Annotated in this window: 16 protein-coding genes and 2 tRNA genes; all 18 read left to right on the top strand. The window is 35.7% G+C overall.

The genetic code is table 11. The features are described from left to right. The first annotated feature begins 189 nt into the window (after window positions 1–189). The 18 genes from glmU (at window position 190) to hpt (ending at window position 18,543) form a co-directional block, all read left to right on the top strand. Entirely contained in the window at window positions 190–1,569 is a 1,380-nt protein-coding gene (glmU, locus tag AC1DTM_RS04305; RefSeq protein ID WP_002091584.1) for a bifunctional UDP-N-acetylglucosamine diphosphorylase/glucosamine-1-phosphate N-acetyltransferase GlmU, read from the top strand. Window positions 1,570–1,587: 18 nt separating this feature from the next. Beyond that, window positions 1,588–2,541, top strand: coding sequence for a ribose-phosphate diphosphokinase (locus AC1DTM_RS04300; protein WP_002091580.1), 954 nt, complete (start codon window positions 1,588–1,590; stop codon window positions 2,539–2,541). A 72-nt stretch (window positions 2,542–2,613) separates the two neighbouring features. Continuing rightward, window positions 2,614–3,174, top strand: a complete 561-nt coding sequence (pth, locus tag AC1DTM_RS04295; protein WP_002144538.1) for an aminoacyl-tRNA hydrolase — start codon at window positions 2,614–2,616, stop codon at window positions 3,172–3,174. Between the two features lie 70 nt (window positions 3,175–3,244). Then, window positions 3,245–3,469: an anti-sigma-F factor Fin family protein gene (locus AC1DTM_RS04290; RefSeq protein ID WP_002091576.1), complete on the top strand. Its 225-nt coding sequence runs from the start codon at window positions 3,245–3,247 to the stop codon at window positions 3,467–3,469. Between the two features lie 105 nt (window positions 3,470–3,574). After that, window positions 3,575–7,105 (top strand): transcription-repair coupling factor, encoded by a 3,531-nt coding sequence (gene mfd / locus AC1DTM_RS04285; protein ID WP_016106816.1) that lies wholly within the window; start codon window positions 3,575–3,577, stop codon window positions 7,103–7,105. 134 nt (window positions 7,106–7,239) lie between these two features. Continuing rightward, entirely contained in the window at window positions 7,240–7,776 is a 537-nt protein-coding gene (gene spoVT / locus AC1DTM_RS04280; protein ID WP_016106817.1) for a stage V sporulation protein T, read from the top strand. A gap of 229 nt (window positions 7,777–8,005) precedes the next feature. Then, window positions 8,006–9,607, top strand: a complete 1,602-nt coding sequence (locus tag AC1DTM_RS04275; RefSeq protein WP_477000052.1) for a putative polysaccharide biosynthesis protein — start codon at window positions 8,006–8,008, stop codon at window positions 9,605–9,607. Between the two features lie 12 nt (window positions 9,608–9,619). Next, window positions 9,620–11,080, top strand: coding sequence for a bifunctional methyltransferase/pyrophosphohydrolase YabN (yabN, locus tag AC1DTM_RS04270; protein ID WP_002159632.1), 1,461 nt, complete (start codon window positions 9,620–9,622; stop codon window positions 11,078–11,080). 14 nt (window positions 11,081–11,094) lie between these two features. Then, the gene (locus AC1DTM_RS04265) at window positions 11,095–11,370 is read left to right on the top strand and encodes an RNA-binding S4 domain-containing protein (protein ID WP_002009677.1); all 276 of its coding nucleotides are present in this window, start codon (window positions 11,095–11,097) and stop codon (window positions 11,368–11,370) included. A gap of 58 nt (window positions 11,371–11,428) precedes the next feature. Continuing rightward, window positions 11,429–11,737: a sporulation protein YabP gene (yabP, locus tag AC1DTM_RS04260; RefSeq protein WP_001059101.1), complete on the top strand. Its 309-nt coding sequence runs from the start codon at window positions 11,429–11,431 to the stop codon at window positions 11,735–11,737. Next, window positions 11,734–12,387, top strand: a complete 654-nt coding sequence (gene yabQ, locus AC1DTM_RS04255) for a spore cortex biosynthesis protein YabQ (RefSeq protein ID WP_002091573.1) — start codon at window positions 11,734–11,736, stop codon at window positions 12,385–12,387. Before yabP ends, yabQ begins: the two co-directional genes overlap by 4 nt. Beyond that, entirely contained in the window at window positions 12,384–12,743 is a 360-nt protein-coding gene (divIC, locus tag AC1DTM_RS04250; RefSeq protein WP_002124547.1) for a cell division protein DivIC, read from the top strand. The genes yabQ and divIC overlap by 4 nt, the downstream gene beginning before the upstream one ends. Before the next feature lie 87 nt (window positions 12,744–12,830). Further along, window positions 12,831–13,319 (top strand): S1 domain-containing RNA-binding protein, encoded by a 489-nt coding sequence (locus AC1DTM_RS04245; protein ID WP_002063394.1) that lies wholly within the window; start codon window positions 12,831–12,833, stop codon window positions 13,317–13,319. 159 nt (window positions 13,320–13,478) lie between these two features. Next, window positions 13,479–13,552: transfer RNA gene (locus tag AC1DTM_RS04240), tRNA-Met, on the top strand. A 13-nt stretch (window positions 13,553–13,565) separates the two neighbouring features. Next, window positions 13,566–13,637 (top strand) — tRNA-Glu (locus AC1DTM_RS04235). A gap of 261 nt (window positions 13,638–13,898) precedes the next feature. Beyond that, complete coding sequence (spoIIE, locus tag AC1DTM_RS04230; RefSeq protein WP_002159630.1) at window positions 13,899–16,370, top strand: stage II sporulation protein E; 2,472 nt, start codon at window positions 13,899–13,901, stop codon at window positions 16,368–16,370. A gap of 203 nt (window positions 16,371–16,573) precedes the next feature. Further along, complete coding sequence (gene tilS, locus AC1DTM_RS04225; protein ID WP_016106819.1) at window positions 16,574–18,004, top strand: tRNA lysidine(34) synthetase TilS; 1,431 nt, start codon at window positions 16,574–16,576, stop codon at window positions 18,002–18,004. After that, window positions 18,001–18,543, top strand: a complete 543-nt coding sequence (gene hpt, locus AC1DTM_RS04220; RefSeq protein ID WP_016106820.1) for a hypoxanthine phosphoribosyltransferase — start codon at window positions 18,001–18,003, stop codon at window positions 18,541–18,543. Before tilS ends, hpt begins: the two co-directional genes overlap by 4 nt. The last annotated feature ends 18 nt before the right edge of the window (window positions 18,544–18,561 follow it).

The raw sequence follows: 18,561 nt of genomic DNA, 5'->3' as shown, positions 1-18,561 counted from the left end.
GATGAAAAACTTCTAATTTTTTCAAAATCATTTAAAATAGTATAGCTTATTCCTTAAAAAAGATACTAAAGAGTAAAACATCTTATAAGAATTATGGTAAAATTTAATAGTTATAATGTGTTTCTTGAAATATATGATGATTTAGGATAATATCGTTAATGGATAAATAGGTTGCGATGGAGGGTCTATATGTCAAACAGATTTGCAGTGATTCTAGCTGCAGGTAAAGGCACACGTATGAAGTCCAAGCTATACAAAGTGCTGCATCCTGTATGTGGAAAACCAATGGTACAACATGTAGTCAATGAAGTATCTCAATTAGGATTGCAGAAACTTGTAACAGTCGTTGGACATGGTGCTGAAAAGGTACAAGAACAGCTAGGAAATGTAAGTGAGTTTGCATTACAAGCAGAACAACTTGGTACAGCTCATGCTGTCGATCAAGCTGCAAGTGTACTTGCAAATGAAGAAGGAACAACTTTAGTTATTTGTGGTGATACACCTCTAATAACTGCTGAAACGATGGAAGCATTGCTTCAGCAACACGAAGAAGCGGGAGCAATGGCGACGGTACTAACAGCGTACATAGAAGAGCCTGCTGGATATGGCCGTATCGTTCGTAATGAGAATGGTCATGTTGAAAAGATTGTTGAGCATAAGGATGCAAATGAAAAAGAATTAGCTATTAAAGAAATCAATACAGGTACGTATTGTTTTGATAATAAAGCTTTATTTGCTTCACTTTCTAAAGTTTCAAATGATAATGTACAGGGCGAATATTACCTTCCGGACGTTATTGAAATTTTAAAAAATGAGGGTCATATTGTATCAGCTTATCAAACAGAGCACTTCGATGAAACGTTAGGTGTTAACGACAGAGTCGCTCTATCGCAAGCGGAAATTATTATGAAAAATCGTATCAACCGAAAGAACATGGTAAATGGTGTTACAATTATTGATCCAAGTAACACATACATTTCTGCGGATGCAATTATTGGTAGTGATACAGTTCTTCACCCAGGAACGGTTATTGAGGGTAACACTGTAATTGGTTCGGATTGTGAAATTGGACCGCATACAGTAATTCGCGATAGTGAAATTGGAGATCGTACGGTAATTCGTCAATCTACTGTACATGACAGCAAACTTGGTACAGAAGTATCGGTTGGTCCATTTGCACATATTCGCCCAGATTCAGTTATTGGAGATGAAGTGCGCGTTGGAAACTTCGTAGAAATCAAAAAAACTGTTTTTGGTAATAGAAGTAAAGCTTCACACTTAAGTTATATCGGGGATGCACAAGTTGGAGAAGACGTGAATCTTGGTTGTGGTTCAATTACGGTGAACTACGACGGCAAGAATAAATTTAAAACTGTAATTGGTAACGGGGTATTTATTGGATGTAATTCAAACCTTGTTGCTCCTGTAACAGTTGAAGATGGTGCTTATGTGGCAGCAGGCTCTACAATAACAGAGAATGTTCCATCAAAAGCATTATCAGTAGCACGTGCACGTCAAGTTAACAAAGAAGACTATGTTGATCAATTGCTGAATAAGAAAAAATCATAATGTGGAGGGTTAATCTAGATGTCGACTCAATATCTAAATTCTAATTTGAAAGTATTCTCTTTAAACTCTAATAAGGAACTTGCTGAGCAAATCGCAAAGCATATTGGAGTAGGACTAGGAAAATGTTCTGTTGATCGTTTTAGTGATGGAGAAGTTCAAATTAACATTGAAGAAAGTATCCGTGGTTGCGATGTATTCATTATTCAATCTACAAGCTTCCCAGTAAACGAACATATCATGGAATTACTTATTATGATTGATGCATTGAAACGTGCATCTGCAAAAACAATTAATATTGTTATTCCTTACTATGGTTATGCGCGTCAAGACCGTAAAGCGCGTTCTCGTGAACCAATTACATCGAAACTTGTAGCAAACTTGCTTGAAACAGCAGGTGCAACTCGTGTAATCACTCTAGATTTACATGCTCCACAAATTCAAGGATTCTTTGATATCCCGATCGACCACTTAATGGGTGTACCGATTCTTTCAGATTACTTTGAAGCAAAAGGCCTTAAAGATATCGTAATCGTATCTCCTGATCACGGTGGTGTAACGCGTGCTAGAAAAATGGCGGATCGCCTAAAAGCGCCAATCGCTATTATTGATAAGCGTCGTCCTCGTCCGAATGTATCGGAGGTAATGAACATTATCGGTAACATTGAAGGCAAAACAGCAATTTTAATTGATGACATCATTGATACAGCTGGTACAATTACATTAGCGGCAAACGCTCTTGTTGAGAACGGTGCTTCTGAAGTATATGCTTGCTGTACACACCCAGTATTATCTGGCCCAGCAATTGAGCGTATTCAAAATTCGAATATTAAAGAGTTAGTTGTAACGAACTCTATTGTATTACCAGAAGAGAAGAAAATTGATAAAGTACATGAACTTTCAGTTGCTCCATTAATCGGAGAAGCAATCATTCGTGTATACGAAGAAGAATCTGTAAGTGTATTATTCAATTAATTGGATAGAATGAGACGTAACCAAGCTTGGTTACGTCTTTTCGTATCGAAAAAAGAAAGTAGTGGTACAAGAATGAAATTAATAGTAGGACTTGGGAACCCAGGTAGAGAATATGAATTAACAAGGCATAATATTGGATTTATGGCGATCGATGAACTTGCAAAGCGTTGGAGTATTTCTTTGAATGAACAAAAGTTTAAAGGAGTATTTGGCGCTGGCTTTGTTAATGGGGAAAAAGTAATCTTACTAAAGCCACTTACATATATGAATTTATCTGGGGAAAGTATCCGTCCGCTCATGGATTATTATAAAATTGATGTTGAGGACTTCATTGTTATGTACGATGATTTAGATATTCCTGTAGGTAAGTTACGCCTTCGCATGAAAGGTAGTGCGGGTGGACATAATGGTGTGAAATCAACAATTTCACATTTAGGAACACAAGAATTTCAACGTATCCGTATGGGAATCGATCGTCCGAAAAATGGGATGAAAGTAGTGGATTACGTATTAGGACGTTTTACATCTGAAGAAATATCTGGCGTTAATCAATCCATTGAAAATGCAGCAGATGCATGTGAGGAATGGTTAAATAAACCTTTTCTCCAAATCATGAATACTTTTAATAGTTAAGCGCACAATCTGGAATATTTTATTTTGTTTTATCCCATACTAGTAGCAATTGGATATTTAGGAGGCTAGTATGGAAGGTTATTATTACTGTAGACATTGCGGAAGTAATGTGGGCTCCATTATCGCAGAAAAAGTATATAGCGACGTTTTGTTTCAACTAACAGAGCAAGAAGTAGTGGATATGATTCATTTTCATGAGAATGGAAATATATATATAAAAACGATTTGTGAATCGTGTCAAGAAACGCTCGCATCTTATCCTGAGTATTATGAATATGAAAAATTTCTGCAATAAAATGTTGTCGCTTTGGCATGTCCAAAGCATTTTTCTGTTTTCTTTTTCCAAAATATTTGCATAAAATATAGTAACTTGCTCTTTATGTTGAGAGGAGTTTTGAAAATGATAGGTTTATTAGAGCAATTTTATAAAAATGAAGAAATACAATCGGTTATTAATGGGCTAGAAGATGGGTTGAAGGAACAACTTGTATCGGGTATGGCAACATCCTCTCGTTCATTATTAATGGCAGCTTTATATAAAAAAACAAAGCAATCACAACTTATTGTGACGCACAATTTATACCAAGCACAAAAAGTACATGAAGATTTAGTGGCGTTACTTGGTGAAAAAGATGTTTGGCTATATCCGGTAAATGAATTGATAGCATCGGAAGTTGGTGTTGCAAGTCCAGAATTGAAGGCGCAGCGTATTGAAGTGTTAAATCGCTTAGCGGCGGGAGAGAATGGGATTATTGTAGCGCCAGTTGCAGGGCTGCGTAGGTTTTTACCGATAAAAGAATTATGGAAGCAAAGGCAAATTGAAATCAATCTAGGGCAAGAGATTGATTTAGATGCACTCTTGCATACCTTACATCATATTGGCTACGAGCGTAAGTCGATGGTAGAAGCTCCAGGAGAGTTTAGTTTGCGCGGGGGAATATTAGATATTTACCCATTAACTGAAGAATTACCATTTCGTATTGAATTCTTTGATACACAGGTTGATTCTATTCGATTATTTGATGTGGAAGAACAGCGCTCTCAAGATAAAAGGGAAAGTGTTCGGTTTGGTCCGGCAACAGAGTTTTTATTTTCACAGGAAGAATTGAAATCGGGAATTAAGCATCTTGAAGAAGGTTTGACTAAGACGATGCAAAAGCTTTCCGATGATAAATTAAAGACTGCTGTGCTTGAGACGGTTAGTCATGAAATTGAAATGTTGAAAAACGGGCAAAGTATAGAACAAATGTTTAAATATTTATCTATTTTCTATAAAGAACCTGCTAGTCTGATAGATTATTTACCAGAAAACGGTGTTGTAATTTTAGATGAGATTTCCCGTATTCAAGAAACAGCATCACATCTTGAAACCGAAGAAGCGGAATGGTATATCTCACTTCTTGGCGAAGGAACAATTATTCAGGATTTATCTTTCTCCCACTCATTTGAGGAATTTCTTCATAATAAAAAAAGAAGTTTTGTATATTTAACGTTATTCTTACGCCATATAGCACACACACATCCTCAAAACATTGTGAATGTGACATGTAAAACGATGCAAGATTTCCACGGACAGATGCAGTTGTTAAAAACTGAAATTGATAGATGGAATGAAGGGCATTTTACGACCGTTGTGCTTGGAACAGATGGGGAACGCGTAAAAAAACTACAACATATTTTAAGTGATTATGATATTGATGCAGACATTGTAGAGGCCACAGATGTCTTATTGCCTGGAAGGTTACAAATTGCTGTAGGTGATTTACATGCAGGCTTTGAAATGCCGATGCAAAAGTTTGTTGTCATTACTGAAAAAGAGCTTTTTCATAAGAAGGTTAAAAAATCACAACGTAAGCAAAAGTTATCTAACGCTGAACGTATTAAAAGTTATTCGGAATTAAAAGTTGGAGACCATGTAGTTCATGTAAATCATGGTATAGGTAAATTTTTAGGTATTGAGACATTAGAGATTAATGGTGTTCATAAAGATTATTTAAATATTAAATATCAAGGTAATGATAAGTTATACGTTCCAATTGAACAAATTGATCAAGTGCAAAAATACGTAGGGTCTGAAGGTAAGGATCCAAAAGTTTATAAATTAGGCGGAAATGATTGGAAGAAGGTCAAAACGAAAGTTGAAAAATCTGTACAAGACATTGCAGATGACCTAATTAAATTATATGCCGAGCGTGAAGCTTCGAAAGGTTATGCATATACACCAGATACGGCAGAACAACAGGAATTTGAATCCTCTTTCCCATATCAAGAGACAGAGGATCAATTACGTTCTATTGAAGAGATTAAGAAAGATATGGAACGCGGACGTCCGATGGATAGGCTTCTTTGTGGCGACGTAGGATATGGAAAGACTGAAGTAGCTATTCGTGCGGCATTTAAAGCAATTATGGATGAAAAACAAGTTGCGATTTTAGTACCGACAACAATCCTTGCACAACAACACTATGAAACAATTCGAGAGCGTTTTCAAGATTACCCGATTAATATAGGGTTACTAAGTAGATTCCGCACACGAAAACAACAAAATGAAACGATTAAAGGTTTAAAAGATGGAACGGTGGATATTGTAATCGGAACACATCGTATTTTATCTAAAGATGTTACGTATAAAGATTTAGGACTTCTTATTATTGATGAAGAACAAAGATTCGGCGTTACACATAAAGAAAAAATTAAACAATTGAAAGCAAATGTTGACGTGTTAACATTAACGGCAACTCCGATTCCACGTACACTTCATATGTCTATGCTTGGTGTGCGCGATTTATCTGTTATTGAGACACCACCAGAGAATCGTTTCCCAGTACAAACATATGTAGTAGAGTATAATCCGGCGTTAATGAGAGAAGCGATAGAGCGAGAGTTGGCAAGAGGCGGTCAAATTTACTTCCTATATAACCGTGTGGAGGATATTGAAAGAAAAGCAGATGAAATTTCGATGTTAGTTCCAGATGCTCGTGTAACATACGCACATGGGAAAATGAATGAAGGTGAATTAGAGTCTGTTATGCTATCGTTTTTAGAAGGGCAGCATGATGTTCTTGTAAGTACAACAATTATCGAGACGGGTGTAGATATTCCGAATGTAAATACATTAATTGTATTTGATGCAGATCGTATGGGATTATCGCAGTTGTATCAGCTTCGTGGGCGTGTTGGACGTTCTAATCGCGTCGCGTATGCCTACTTTGCATACAAACGTGATAAAGTGTTATCGGAAGTTGCAGAGAGGCGTCTGCAGGCAATTAAAGAGTTTACAGAGCTTGGATCTGGTTTCAAAATTGCGATGAGAGACTTATCAATTCGTGGTGCGGGTAATTTGTTAGGGGCAGAACAACATGGATTTATTGATTCTGTCGGATTTGATCTATATTCTCAAATGTTAAAAGATGCAATTGAGCAACGTAGAGGGACAGATGGAGTTGAAAATACCGTTAATGTTGAAATTGATTTAGAAGTAGACGCATATTTACCGGATGCGTATATTTCAGATAGTAAACAAAAAATTATGATGTATAAACAATTTAGAGGTATTTCTGCAATTGAAGATATTGAAGAGTTGCAGGAAGAGATGATCGACAGATTTGGTGATTATCCACAAGAAGTTGGTTATTTATTACAAATTGCAAACATTAAAGTGTTGGCGATGAAAGAACAAATTGAGTTAATTAAGCAAAATAAGTTTGAAGTAACATTCCTGTTTTCTGAACAAGCGAGCCAAAATATAGATGGTGGAAAATTATTCATGCTAGGAAGTAGTTTTGGTCGTATGATCGGTCTTGGTATGGAGGGGTCACAATTGAAAATTGTGATGAAAACGAATGGATTAGAGACATCGAAATGGTTAACAATTGCTGAAAATTTATTAAAAGGCTTACCAGATGTAAAAAAAGAAGTAATAAATGCCTAATATAAGATAAAAAATACAATTCGACGTGCATAGAAGAACTAATGTGTAAAATACTATGTTTAATAGTTGGTGATTTTTACATGAACAGGTAAATTCACCACTTTGATCATCAGTAGAAAGTGAGGCAGCATAGAATGAAAGCAACTGGAATCGTACGTCGAATTGATGATTTAGGCAGGGTAGTAATCCCAAAGGAAATTCGTAGAACTTTACGTATTCGAGAAGGGGACCCACTAGAAATATTTGTTGATCGCGATGGAGAAGTCATTTTAAAGAAATATTCTCCGATTAGTGAACTAGGTAATTTTGCAAAAGAATATACGGAAGCTTTATATGATAGCTTAGGACATAATGTGCTTGTATGCGATCGTGATTCTATTATCGCAGTAGCAGGCGTATCTAAAAAAGAATACTTAAATAAAAGTGTTGGCGATTTAATTGAGAAGACAATGGAAGAGCGCAAGTCTGTAATTATGACAGATGAAAGTGAAATTTCAATTATTGATGGAGTAACAGAAAAAGTCATCTCCTATACAATTGGCCCGATTGTTGCGAATGGGGATCCAATTGGGGCTGTTGTTATCTTCTCTAAAGAGGCTATTATAAGTGAAGTAGAGCATAAGTCAGTAAATACAGCTGCAAGCTTTTTAGCGAAACAAATGGAGCAGTAGTGAAGTGTAATTTCTATAAGTAGCAATCTTTCCTAATTATGATATTTCTATTTGAGAAATTAACTATTTGGAGATATAAGCATTGAATGAAGGTAGCGCTTTGCTACCTTTTTTCATTGAGTATTTTTGCTGTTGAAAGAAGTCAGTGAATGTAAGGAATATGAAGGAGAGACAGTTTTTCTTTGTGATATAATACGAGGGGTGAGAATAGAAAAAGGAGTTTTCTTGTATGGAAGCGAAGAAGTACCAAGCCTTTTGGCGTGGGGCTATTATATTAACAATCGCAAGTTTTGTTACAAAGGTATTAAGCGCTTTTTACCGTATTCCATATCAAAATATAGCGGGTGATGTTGGTTTTTATATTTACCAACAAATTTATCCATTTTATGGATTTTGTTTAATTTTAGCCACTTATGGGTTTCCCATTATTATTTCAAAAATGGTCGCAGAAAGATTAGAACGAGGAAAACAAAAAGAAGCAGAAGAAATTATTTGTGTATCTTTTTGGTTTTTATTAGGAATTGGATTTATAGGTTTTTTCACATTATTCTTTGGGGCCGAAAAAATTGCATCGGCTATGGGCGATATACATTTAGATAAATTATTACGTGTTATTTCGTTTTCATTCCTACTAATGCCATTTTTATCTGTAGCGAGAGGATATTTTCAAGGATTCAATAATATGATGCCGACGGCTGTTTCGCAAGTAATTGAACAAACAATTCGTGTTTCTATTATTGTATTTTTATCACTATTCCTTATTGCTCATGGATTTGATTTATATACAGTTGGTGCGGGTGCTATGCTAGGTTCAATTGCAGGCGGGCTTATTGGGATTATCGTACTTTTACTTTATATGCGTCATGATTTCCATGCTATTTTCTTTAAAAGTTGGAAGAGAATTGGAGGTAAAAAAAGGATTATTCGAATCCTTTTTTGGCAGGGATTAGCGATTTGTGTTAGTAATTTAGTCCTTATTTTTATACAAATGTCGGATTCTATTTCCTTTTATACCTTGCTTATTCGCGCGGGAGAGCAAGTTGAAAATGCAAAGGTACTAAAAGGTGTTTATGATAGAAGTATCCCGCTTATGCAATTAGGTACTGTTGTGACAACTTCTTTCTCATTGTCACTTATTCCTATTATTACAGCGGCGAAAGAAAGAGGAGATCTTTCATTTATTCAAGAAAAGGTAAAATTAGCAATGAAAATAACATTTGTTATTGGATTTGCAGCTGCTATTGGATTAACTTGTATTATTCAACCTACAAATATTATGTTGTTTGAAAATAGTGATGGATCAGATGTGTTATCGATTTTATCTTTATCTATTTTATTTAGTTCATTGTCAATTACAACTGCTTCTATTTTGCAAGGAGTGGGACAAACATTAAAACCAGCAATATTCGTTGTATTTGGAGGTTGTTTGAAGTTAGTTTTAAACTATATATTAATGCCGTATTTTGGTGTAAAGGGAGCTGCAATTGCAACTTTAGTTGCGCTTATTGTAATTGCCTTGCTAAATAGTGTGTTACTTATGCGAGCTGTATCGGAGCCGCTTATTGATAGGCGGAATATGTTAGGTGTAGCTATTAGTGGTATCGGTATGGGGTTTGTATTAATAATCTTTATGCGTATGTTGCGAATGTCCGGATTAGTAATTGATACAGGACATAGAGGGGTTGCGACGCTTGAAGCGCTGTTAGGTGTAGCTATCGGTGGATTAGCATATATGTTTTTAATTTTAAAATTACGTGTATTTACAAAAGAAGAATTAGGAACCGTTATGAAACAAGAGAAAAAAGAAGGTTCATTGAAGAAGAGTGGATAGAGGTGACTGGTTGTGAGTGGAATTATTACTATTTTAGGATTAGGTGCTGGTGAATTAGATCAGTTAACGATGGGTGTATATCGAAAGATAAAAGAATCGGAACATATGTTCGTTAGAACAAAGGAACATCCAGTTATAGAAGAATTGGAGAAAGAAGCTATAAAGTATACGGCCTTTGATAATGTATATGAGGCACATGATACATTTGAAATCGTATATGAAACAATCGCGAATACATTGCTAGAACAGGCTAAAGGCGCAGAAATTATTTATGCTGTTCCAGGTCATCCGCTTGTAGCAGAAAGAACAGTTCAGCTACTTTTGGAAAAAGGAGAAGTAGCAAATATTGAAGTGCGAATTGAAGGTGGACAAAGTTTCCTTGATCCGATGTTTGCAAGTCTAAAAATTGATCCGATTGAAGGGTTCCAATTAATTGATGCTACATCATTTGAAAGAGGACAATTAGAATTACGTCAACATTTAATCTTTTGCCAAGTGTATGATGCGTTCGTTGCTTCAGATGTGAAACTGATGTTAATGGAGATGTTGCCAGATGATTATGAAGTGTATATCGTAACAGCTGCAGGAACTTCATTTGAGCAAGTAAAAAAGGTACCGTTATACATGTTAGATCATGAAACGGAGTTAAATAATTTAACGAGTGTATATGTACCCCCGGTTAAGGAACGTGCGTCTTTGTATCAGCAGTTTGATGTGCTTAGAGCAATTATTGCGGAACTGCGTGGACCGAATGGTTGCCCGTGGGATAAAAAACAAACTCATCAATCTTTAAAGAAATACTTAATTGAAGAAGCATATGAAGTGCTAGAAGCAATTGATGAAGAGGATGATGATCATTTAGTAGAAGAACTGGGTGATATATTATTACAAGTTATGCTTCATGCTCAAATTGGAGAGGATGAAGGTTGGTTCTCTATAGATGATATTATTCGGACTTTAGCTGAGAAAATGGTTCGTCGTCATCCGCATGTGTTTGGGAATACGGATGTAAATAATGCTGATGAAGTGATTGCAAATTGGGAAGAAATTAAAAAACAAGAAAAGGGATTCGTGAAAGAATCTGTTTTAGAAGGTATTCCAAAAAGCTTGCCACAGCTAATGCGTGCTTATGAAATTCAGAAGAAAGCTGGAAAGGTTGGATTTGATTGGGTTGATGTGCAGCCGATGATAGAGAAGGCCTTAGAAGAATGGCAAGAATTCCAACAAGAAGTTGTAAACATGGATGAGAAAAAGATGCTAGGTGAATTTGGTGATTTACTATTTGCATTTGTTAATATAGCTCGTCATTATAAATTAGATCCAGAAGAAGCGTTACGTTCAACTAATGAGAAATTTATGGCTCGCTTTTTATACATGGAAGCAAAAGTAGCTGAAATGAATAAGGAAATGCAAGATTTATCATTAGAACAGTTAGATATTTTATGGGAAGAGGCAAAACAAACAGAGCGTTAATAGGGGGATTTGATATGCGTCTAGATAAATTTTTGAAAGTATCACGTTTAATTAAAAGAAGAACATTAGCAAAAGAAGTGTCTGACCAAGGAAGAATTTCGATTAATGGCCAAGTGGCAAAAGCGAGTTCAGATGTGAAGGTAGAGGATGAATTAACAATTCGTTTCGGGCAAAAAATAGTAACTGTGAAAGTAAATGAATTGAAAGAAACAACTAAAAAAGAAGATGCAGCAAACATGTATAGTCTCGTTCGTGAGGAAAAAGTGAAAGCGGAAGAAGGCTTGTTCTAAAATAGGTTAGCCCCTCATACATTACTATTAGCTAGTATAAAGCTATGGGGGGATTTTCGTGAATAATGGTTACTCACCTATGTCTTCTAATCAACAAAATGTTTCTGTAGAGCATGATATTATCATGCGTGGCAGGCGTGTAATCGATATTACTGGTGTAAAGCAAGTAGAGAGTTTTGATAGCGAAGAGTTTTTACTTGAGACTGTAATGGGTTTTTTAACAATTCGTGGTCAAAATTTGCAAATGAAGAATTTAGATGTAGAAAAGGGTGTTGTATCAATTAAAGGGAAAGTTCATGAAATGCTGTATATTGATGAGAACCAAGGGGAGAAAACTAAAGGCTTCTTTAGTAAGTTGTTTAAATGAGCCTAACAATTCAGTTGTATACAATGCTTTCAATGATTGGAATGGGTGCTTGGATTGGTGCTTCTTTAGATACATACCAACGGTTTTTAAAACGCCAAGAGCGTAAACGCTGGCTTGTATTTATACATGATATACTATTTTGGATTGTCCAAGCATTATTCGTTTTTTATGTATTACTGCGTGTAAATGAAGCTGAACTACGTATATATGTATTTTTGGCGTTACTATGTGGTTTTGCAGCATATCAAAGCTTATTGAAAGCACTATACATGAAGATGTTAAATTTTCTCATCTATATTTTTGTACAAACAACACAATTTTTTGTTCGAATTATACAGCTACTCATGATAAAACCTGTTATTATTATAGCACAGCTATTTATTGCATTTATATTATTCTTATTTCGTATACTGCTTTCAATTGGACATGTGTTATGGAAAATGGTGATTTGGATATTACTTTTCATATGGAAAGTTTTTTTCTCGCCTGTTCGGTTTATTGCTTCGCTCATATGGAAACTTCTCCCTAATCGTGTTAAACTTTTTATAATGAAGCATGTAGGGTTCCTGCAATATGTAGCAAAATTGAAGGGACATATCTTCCAATTATGGGTGCGTATAAAAAAGAAGTTAGGGGGACCTCGGAAATGAGGGAACTGAGACAAAGAACAATCGAAAAACAGAGTCCAAATCCTGTTAAAGAACATATAATACAAACGGATGAGAACAGGAAGCGACTTTATCGCCGTTTAGCGGTTTTTCTTGTCTTTGCTTTTACAATTATTGCTAGTATTAGTGTGACGTTTTATCAACAAAACAGTTCCATTAAAGCAAAAGAAGCGAAAGTTAAGGACATGAAAAAAGAACTGGATTCATTAACGAAAAAAGAAAAGAATCTAAAAGATGAAGTTCAAAAGTTGAATGATGAAGAGTACGTTTTAAAGATTGCTAGAAGGGATTATTTCTTCTCCGGAAAAGGGGAGATAATTTTTCCTGTTTCTAAGTAGAGTATGTCTTATTGACACTGTATTTTAGGATTATATATAATAAAGTAAAATTTGACTTTTTAACCACTAAGGAGGAGCATTTTTTTTATGTCAATCGAGGTAGGCAGCAAGTTACAGGGTAAAGTAACAGGTATTACAAATTTTGGGGCTTTTGTGGAGCTGCCAGAAGGCTTAACAGGTCTTGTTCATATTAGTGAAGTTGCTGATAATTATGTGAAAGATATTAACGATCACTTAAAAGTAGGCGACCAAGTAGAAGTAAAAGTTATCAATGTTGAAAAAGATGGCAAAATTGGCCTATCTATTAAGAAAGCGAAAGAACGTGAAAAAACAGAAGGAGATCGTCCACGTGGTGAATACCAACGTGGTGGTGATCAACAACGTTCTGGACGTCCACAACGTAATAATAATCGTTCTTCCAACAGAGATAACCGCGGTGGCGGTAACGAACGAGCTCCAAAAGAAACATTTGAGCAAAAGATGGCACGCTTTTTAAAAGATAGTGAAGATCGTTTAACTTCTTTAAAGCGTAACACAGAATCTAAACGTGGTGGCCGTGGCGCACGTCGCGGATAATAAGTCCGTTTAATTCTTAACATATAGAGAGGTACCCAGAGTGATTACTCGGGTACTTTTTTATGTGAGAGAATATATTTTTAAAAAAGTTTTTGAGATGTGTTGACTTTAAAACATATCTGATGTAAGATACTAATTGTCCGTTAAATACGACGACATGGCGGTGTAGCTCAGCTGGCTAGAGCGTACGGTTCATACCCGTGAGGTCGGGGGTTCGATCCCCTCCGCCGCTATATTTAATTTAACGGCCCGTTGGTCAAGTGGTTAAGACACCGCCCTTTCACGGCGGTAACACGGGTTCGAATCCCGTACGGGTCATCTAAAAAGATCATGCAAATTTGCATGATCTTTTTTTGTTAAATATAAATTAAGACGTACAATACTTCTACAAAATCACCCTATATTTTCTGAACATTCTTTCAACTTTCTTTAAATAAATTAAATACTATGTATATATGTAGATTTATTTCGAATAAAAAGTCGAACGATTATAAAAGTCAAAACTGTTGTTTTGACAAAAATCCCAATAATCATCTTTTATAATAACAGTAATTAAACTATGCAGGTGGTGTTAAAAATATGCCTAAAGCAGGAAGGAATACTATGAACACAAGTGCATTGGCGATGAATGAAAGTCAGCTTGGAACAATAAAGTGGACGAGTAAGTTGCGAATGAAGTTTGAACAAGTTTTCTTTAGATGGGGATTCATTATTGCTGTTATTGGTTTTCTTTTGGGACGAGCATATATATTAACAAACATTTTACCGTTTGCATTGCCGTTTTTTGCTGCTGTTTATGTTATGAAGCGAGATAAAATGCCGCTCGCGTTTTTAGCCCTAATGGGGGGGGCACTTTCAGTTTCAATAGACAATTTATTTTTTACTTTTGCATCTATCTTTACCTTCTTTATTTATAATATCTTCTTTAGTCGGTTTACACGTAAAACTGTTGGACTTGTACCATTCCAAGTATTTATCTCCGCATTAACCGCACATTTAGTTGTTGTATATTTTGCACAGCAAACCGTCACCATGTATGATCTGCTCGTCAGCACGATCGAAGCGGGGCTTAGCTTCGTATTAACGATGATATTTTTACAAAGTGTTCCGCTTTTAGTGGAAAGGAAAGGGAAGCAACAAGCGTTAGAAACAGAAGAAATTGTTTGTTTAATTATATTACTAGCATCTGTTTTAACGGGCACAACGGATTGGTTTGTTTATGATGCTTCTATTCAACATATTTTTACTAGATATTTAGTATTAGTATTTGCCTTTATTGCAGGGGCAGCTACAGGGTCCACAGTAGGAGTTGTCACTGGGTTAATATTAAGTTTAGCGAATGTGGCTAGCTTGTCTCAACTTAGTCTCCTTGCCTTTTCAGGATTGCTTGGGGGATTGTTAAAAGAAGGGAAGCGTATAGGAGTTAGTTTAGGTTTATTAATTGGTACAAGCTTAATTACATTATATGTAGACAAGCAAACAAGTATTGTAACAACTTTAATTGAATCTGGTGTAGCAATTGTTTTCTTCTTATTAACACCGAAGCTTGTTATGGATCGTATTGCTAAATTTATGCCAGGTACACAGGAGCATTCACAAGATCAACAACAATATTTAAGAAGAGTGCGCGATGTTACAGCGAACAAAATCAATCAATTTGCTAATGTATTTGCTGCTTTGTCCAATAGCTTTTCTGTATATGGGTATGTGGAGGAGGAAGATAAAGAAACAGAAGCTGATTTATTTTTAAGTACAATTACTGCAAAAACATGTCAAACATGCTTTAAGAAGGATCAATGTTGGGTAGTTAATTTTGATAAAACATACGATTATATGAAACAAATAATGAGTGAAACAGAAGAAGGAACGCTGCAGCATAATCGGAAGTTAGTTCGTGAATGGGACAAGCATTGTGTGAGAGGGAAGAAAGTAACGGATTTAGTAGCGGGTGAATTAGATCACTTCTATGAGGGGCAGAAATTAAGAAAACAAATGAAGGAAAATCGTAGAATTGTAGCGGAGCAATTACTAGGTGTATCAAAAGTGATGGAGGATTTCGCTAAGGAGATACAACGAGAAAGAGAGAACCATCAAGCACAGGAGGAGCAAATTTTACAAGCGTTTCGTGATTTTGGTGTCGAAGTGGAGCATGTTGATATTTATTGTTTAGATAGAGGAAGTATTGATATTGAAATGTTGATTCCGGCTGCATCTAATGAACATGGGGAATGTGAGAAGTTGGTTGCTCCAATGCTTTCAGATATTTTAAAAGAGAATATCGTCGTTAAGCATGAAGAGAAATCCTCATATCCAAATGGGCACAGTTTAATATCATTTGGTTCAGCGAAGACGTATTCTCTTGATACAGGATTGGCCACAGCTGCAAAAGGTGGTGGGTTTGTTTCAGGTGATTCCTACGCGATGATGGATTTGAGCGTTGGTAAATATGCACTTGCGATTAGTGATGGTATGGGAAATGGACAAAGGGCTCATATGGAGAGTAGGGAAACGGTAAAATTATTACAAAAGATACTTCAATCAGGTATTGATGAAGAAATAGCGATTAAGTCCATCAATTCGATTCTTTCTTTAAGGACGACAGAGGAGATGTATACAACGCTTGACTTGGCTATGGTAGATTTACGGGATGCGAGTGCGAAGTTTTTAAAGATTGGATCGACGCCGAGTTTTGTTAAACGCGGAAATAATATTTTGAAAATTGAGGCAAGTAATTTGCCGATGGGAATCATTGAAGATGTTGAAGTTGATGTGGTTGGTGAGCAATTAAAAACGGGTGATCTTCTTATCATGATGAGTGACGGCATTTTTGAGGGAGCGCAACATGTGGAGAATCACGAATTATGGATAAAACGTAAAATTAAAGAACTACAAACAGAGGATCCACAGGAAATTGCTGATATCATTATGGAAGAAGTAATTCGCTCTTGTGATGGTTATATAAATGATGATATGACTATTGTGGTGGCGAAAGTAAAGAAAAATATGCCGAAGTGGGCTACGATTCCAATAGTAGGAATGCAGGCGCAATAAAATAATCAAAAAACCTAGGTAGATGCCTAGGTTTTTTTGATTAAAAAGGTAATGCGATTATTTTGTTAAATATACAGGAGGGATGTAAGATAAAAATGTGGATTTTGTACATCTTTTTTTTGCACAATGTTTGTAAAAGTTGTACCATTATATACAAGGTAACTAATGTTGTTGTTCTTGTTTAATGAAAGGTGATTGCGAAGTTGAAAGATGCATTTGTTGAAAAAGTAGATGACTTTGTAAAGCAGCATGATGTATTAAAGAAACATTCAACAATTGTTGTAGGGGTTTCTGGTGGTCCTGACTCTTTGGCTCTTTTATATTATTTGTTAGAAAAAAGGGCAGAAAAAAAGCTCGAAATTGTAGTAGCACATGTGGACCATATGTTTAGAGGTAATGAATCTTATGAGGATTTACAGTTTGTACAGGGTCTTTGCAAAGAGCTAGGAGTTATTTGTGAAACGCTAAGGATTAATGTGTCGCAATATCAACAGCAATATGGAATGAATGCACAAGTTGCAGCTAGAGAATGCAGATATGCATTTTTGGAAAGAATAATGAAGAAATATGATGCGAGATATGTAGCTCTTGGTCACCATGGAGATGATCAAGTAGAGACGATTTTAATGCGCCTTGTACGAGGGAGTACTCCGAAAGGATACGCAGGAATTGCAGTGAAGCGATCTTTTCATAATGGATATTTAATTAGGCCGTTACTTGGGGTAACTAAGGAAGAAATTGTTGATTACTGTAATAAATTAAAAGTTATTCCGCGTATAGATCCGAGTAATAAAAAAGAAGTATATACAAGGAATCGATTACGTAAATATGTCCTTCCTTATTTGAAAGAAGAAAATCCACAAATGCATGAGAAATTTCAAAAATTTAGCGTGCAGATGCAAGAGGATGAGGCTTATTTGCAGGAATTAGCTTTTGAGAAAATGAATAAAGTAATTACAAAAAAAAGCGATAAACAAATTAGCTTATCAATTCCTGCCTTTGAATCCATGTCTATGCCTTTACAAAGAAGAGGGATTCAACTAATATTAAACTATCTTTATGAATATAAGATTCCATCTTCGCTTTCTTCTATACATATTGACAAGGTGATTGAATTTTTTAAGCGGGCACAACCTTCAGGTTCACTAGATTTTCCAGGTGGTTTGAAAATTGTTCGCACATACGAAGAATGTGGTTTTGGATTTAAACAAGAAATTGTTTCTCCTTTTTCGCAAGATTTATCAGTACCTGGGGCAATTATATTGCCGAATGGGGATAAACTTGTAACAGAGGTGAGCGAAGATATACCGAGTAACATGAATGAAACAGTATTTGTTGCTAAGTATAATGATATATCGTATCCACTTCGTATTCGGTCTAGGGAAAATGGAGATCGCATGTCAATGCAAGGTATGGATGGTACAAAAAAGATAAAAGCTGTTTTTATCGAAGCGAAAGTACCAAAAGAAAAAAGAGAAGAATGGCCGATCGTTTGTGACGCAAGTGGAAATATTATTTGGGTACCCTTGTTGAAACGATCTGCATTTGCTACTTCGAAAGAGCTAGCAAAGAAGGGTAAATACATGATTATTCACTACAAAAGCAAGGAGTCTTCCGGGAGGATAATGAAATGATGAATCAAGATATCGAAAAAGTATTAATTTCTGAAGAACAAATACAAGAAAAGGTGCACGAACTAGGTGCAGTTATTGCAGAGGATTACAGAAATACAATACCTCTTGCGATTGGTGTACTAAAGGGCGCAATGCCATTTATGGCAGATTTATTAAAGAGAACAGATACATATCTTGAAATGGACTTTATGGCTGTATCTAGCTACGGTCACTCTACAGTTTCGACAGGCGAAGTAAAAATCTTAAAAGATCTTGATACTTCGGTAGAAGGTCGCGATATTTTAATCGTTGAAGATATTATTGATAGCGGTCTTACACTAAGCTATTTAGTGGACCTGTTTAAATATCGTAAAGCGAAATCTGTAAAAATTGTTACGTTATTAGATAAGCCAACAGGCCGTAAGGTTGATCTGAAAGCAGATTATGTTGGATTTACTGTTCCTCATGAATTTGTTGTAGGATATGGATTAGATTATAAAGAGCAGTACCGTAATCTTCCTTATGTAGGAGTATTAAAACCAAGTGTTTACTCAAATTAATTAAATATAGGCGTTACA

Source organism: Bacillus sp. P4_D3 (genome assembly GCF_056401855.1).
This window is presented reverse-complemented; position numbering and strand designations above follow the sequence as displayed.

What these genes read in the sequence shown, in the direction of transcription:
- glmU (WP_002091584.1), top strand. Translation starts at nt 190, where the DNA reads ATGTCAAACAGATTTGCAGTGATTCTAGCTGCAGGTAAAGGCACACGT.
- AC1DTM_RS04300 (WP_002091580.1), top strand. Translation starts at nt 1,588, where the DNA reads ATGTCGACTCAATATCTAAATTCTAATTTGAAAGTATTCTCTTTAAAC.
- pth (WP_002144538.1), top strand. Translation starts at nt 2,614, where the DNA reads ATGAAATTAATAGTAGGACTTGGGAACCCAGGTAGAGAATATGAATTA.
- AC1DTM_RS04290 (WP_002091576.1), top strand. Translation starts at nt 3,245, where the DNA reads ATGGAAGGTTATTATTACTGTAGACATTGCGGAAGTAATGTGGGCTCC.
- mfd (WP_016106816.1), top strand. Translation starts at nt 3,575, where the DNA reads ATGATAGGTTTATTAGAGCAATTTTATAAAAATGAAGAAATACAATCG.
- spoVT (WP_016106817.1), top strand. Translation starts at nt 7,240, where the DNA reads ATGAAAGCAACTGGAATCGTACGTCGAATTGATGATTTAGGCAGGGTA.
- AC1DTM_RS04275 (WP_477000052.1), top strand. Translation starts at nt 8,006, where the DNA reads ATGGAAGCGAAGAAGTACCAAGCCTTTTGGCGTGGGGCTATTATATTA.
- AC1DTM_RS04265 (WP_002009677.1), top strand. Translation starts at nt 11,095, where the DNA reads ATGCGTCTAGATAAATTTTTGAAAGTATCACGTTTAATTAAAAGAAGA.
- yabQ (WP_002091573.1), top strand. Translation starts at nt 11,734, where the DNA reads ATGAGCCTAACAATTCAGTTGTATACAATGCTTTCAATGATTGGAATG.
- divIC (WP_002124547.1), top strand. Translation starts at nt 12,384, where the DNA reads ATGAGGGAACTGAGACAAAGAACAATCGAAAAACAGAGTCCAAATCCT.
- AC1DTM_RS04245 (WP_002063394.1), top strand. Translation starts at nt 12,831, where the DNA reads ATGTCAATCGAGGTAGGCAGCAAGTTACAGGGTAAAGTAACAGGTATT.
- spoIIE (WP_002159630.1), top strand. Translation starts at nt 13,899, where the DNA reads ATGCCTAAAGCAGGAAGGAATACTATGAACACAAGTGCATTGGCGATG.
- hpt (WP_016106820.1), top strand. Translation starts at nt 18,001, where the DNA reads ATGATGAATCAAGATATCGAAAAAGTATTAATTTCTGAAGAACAAATA.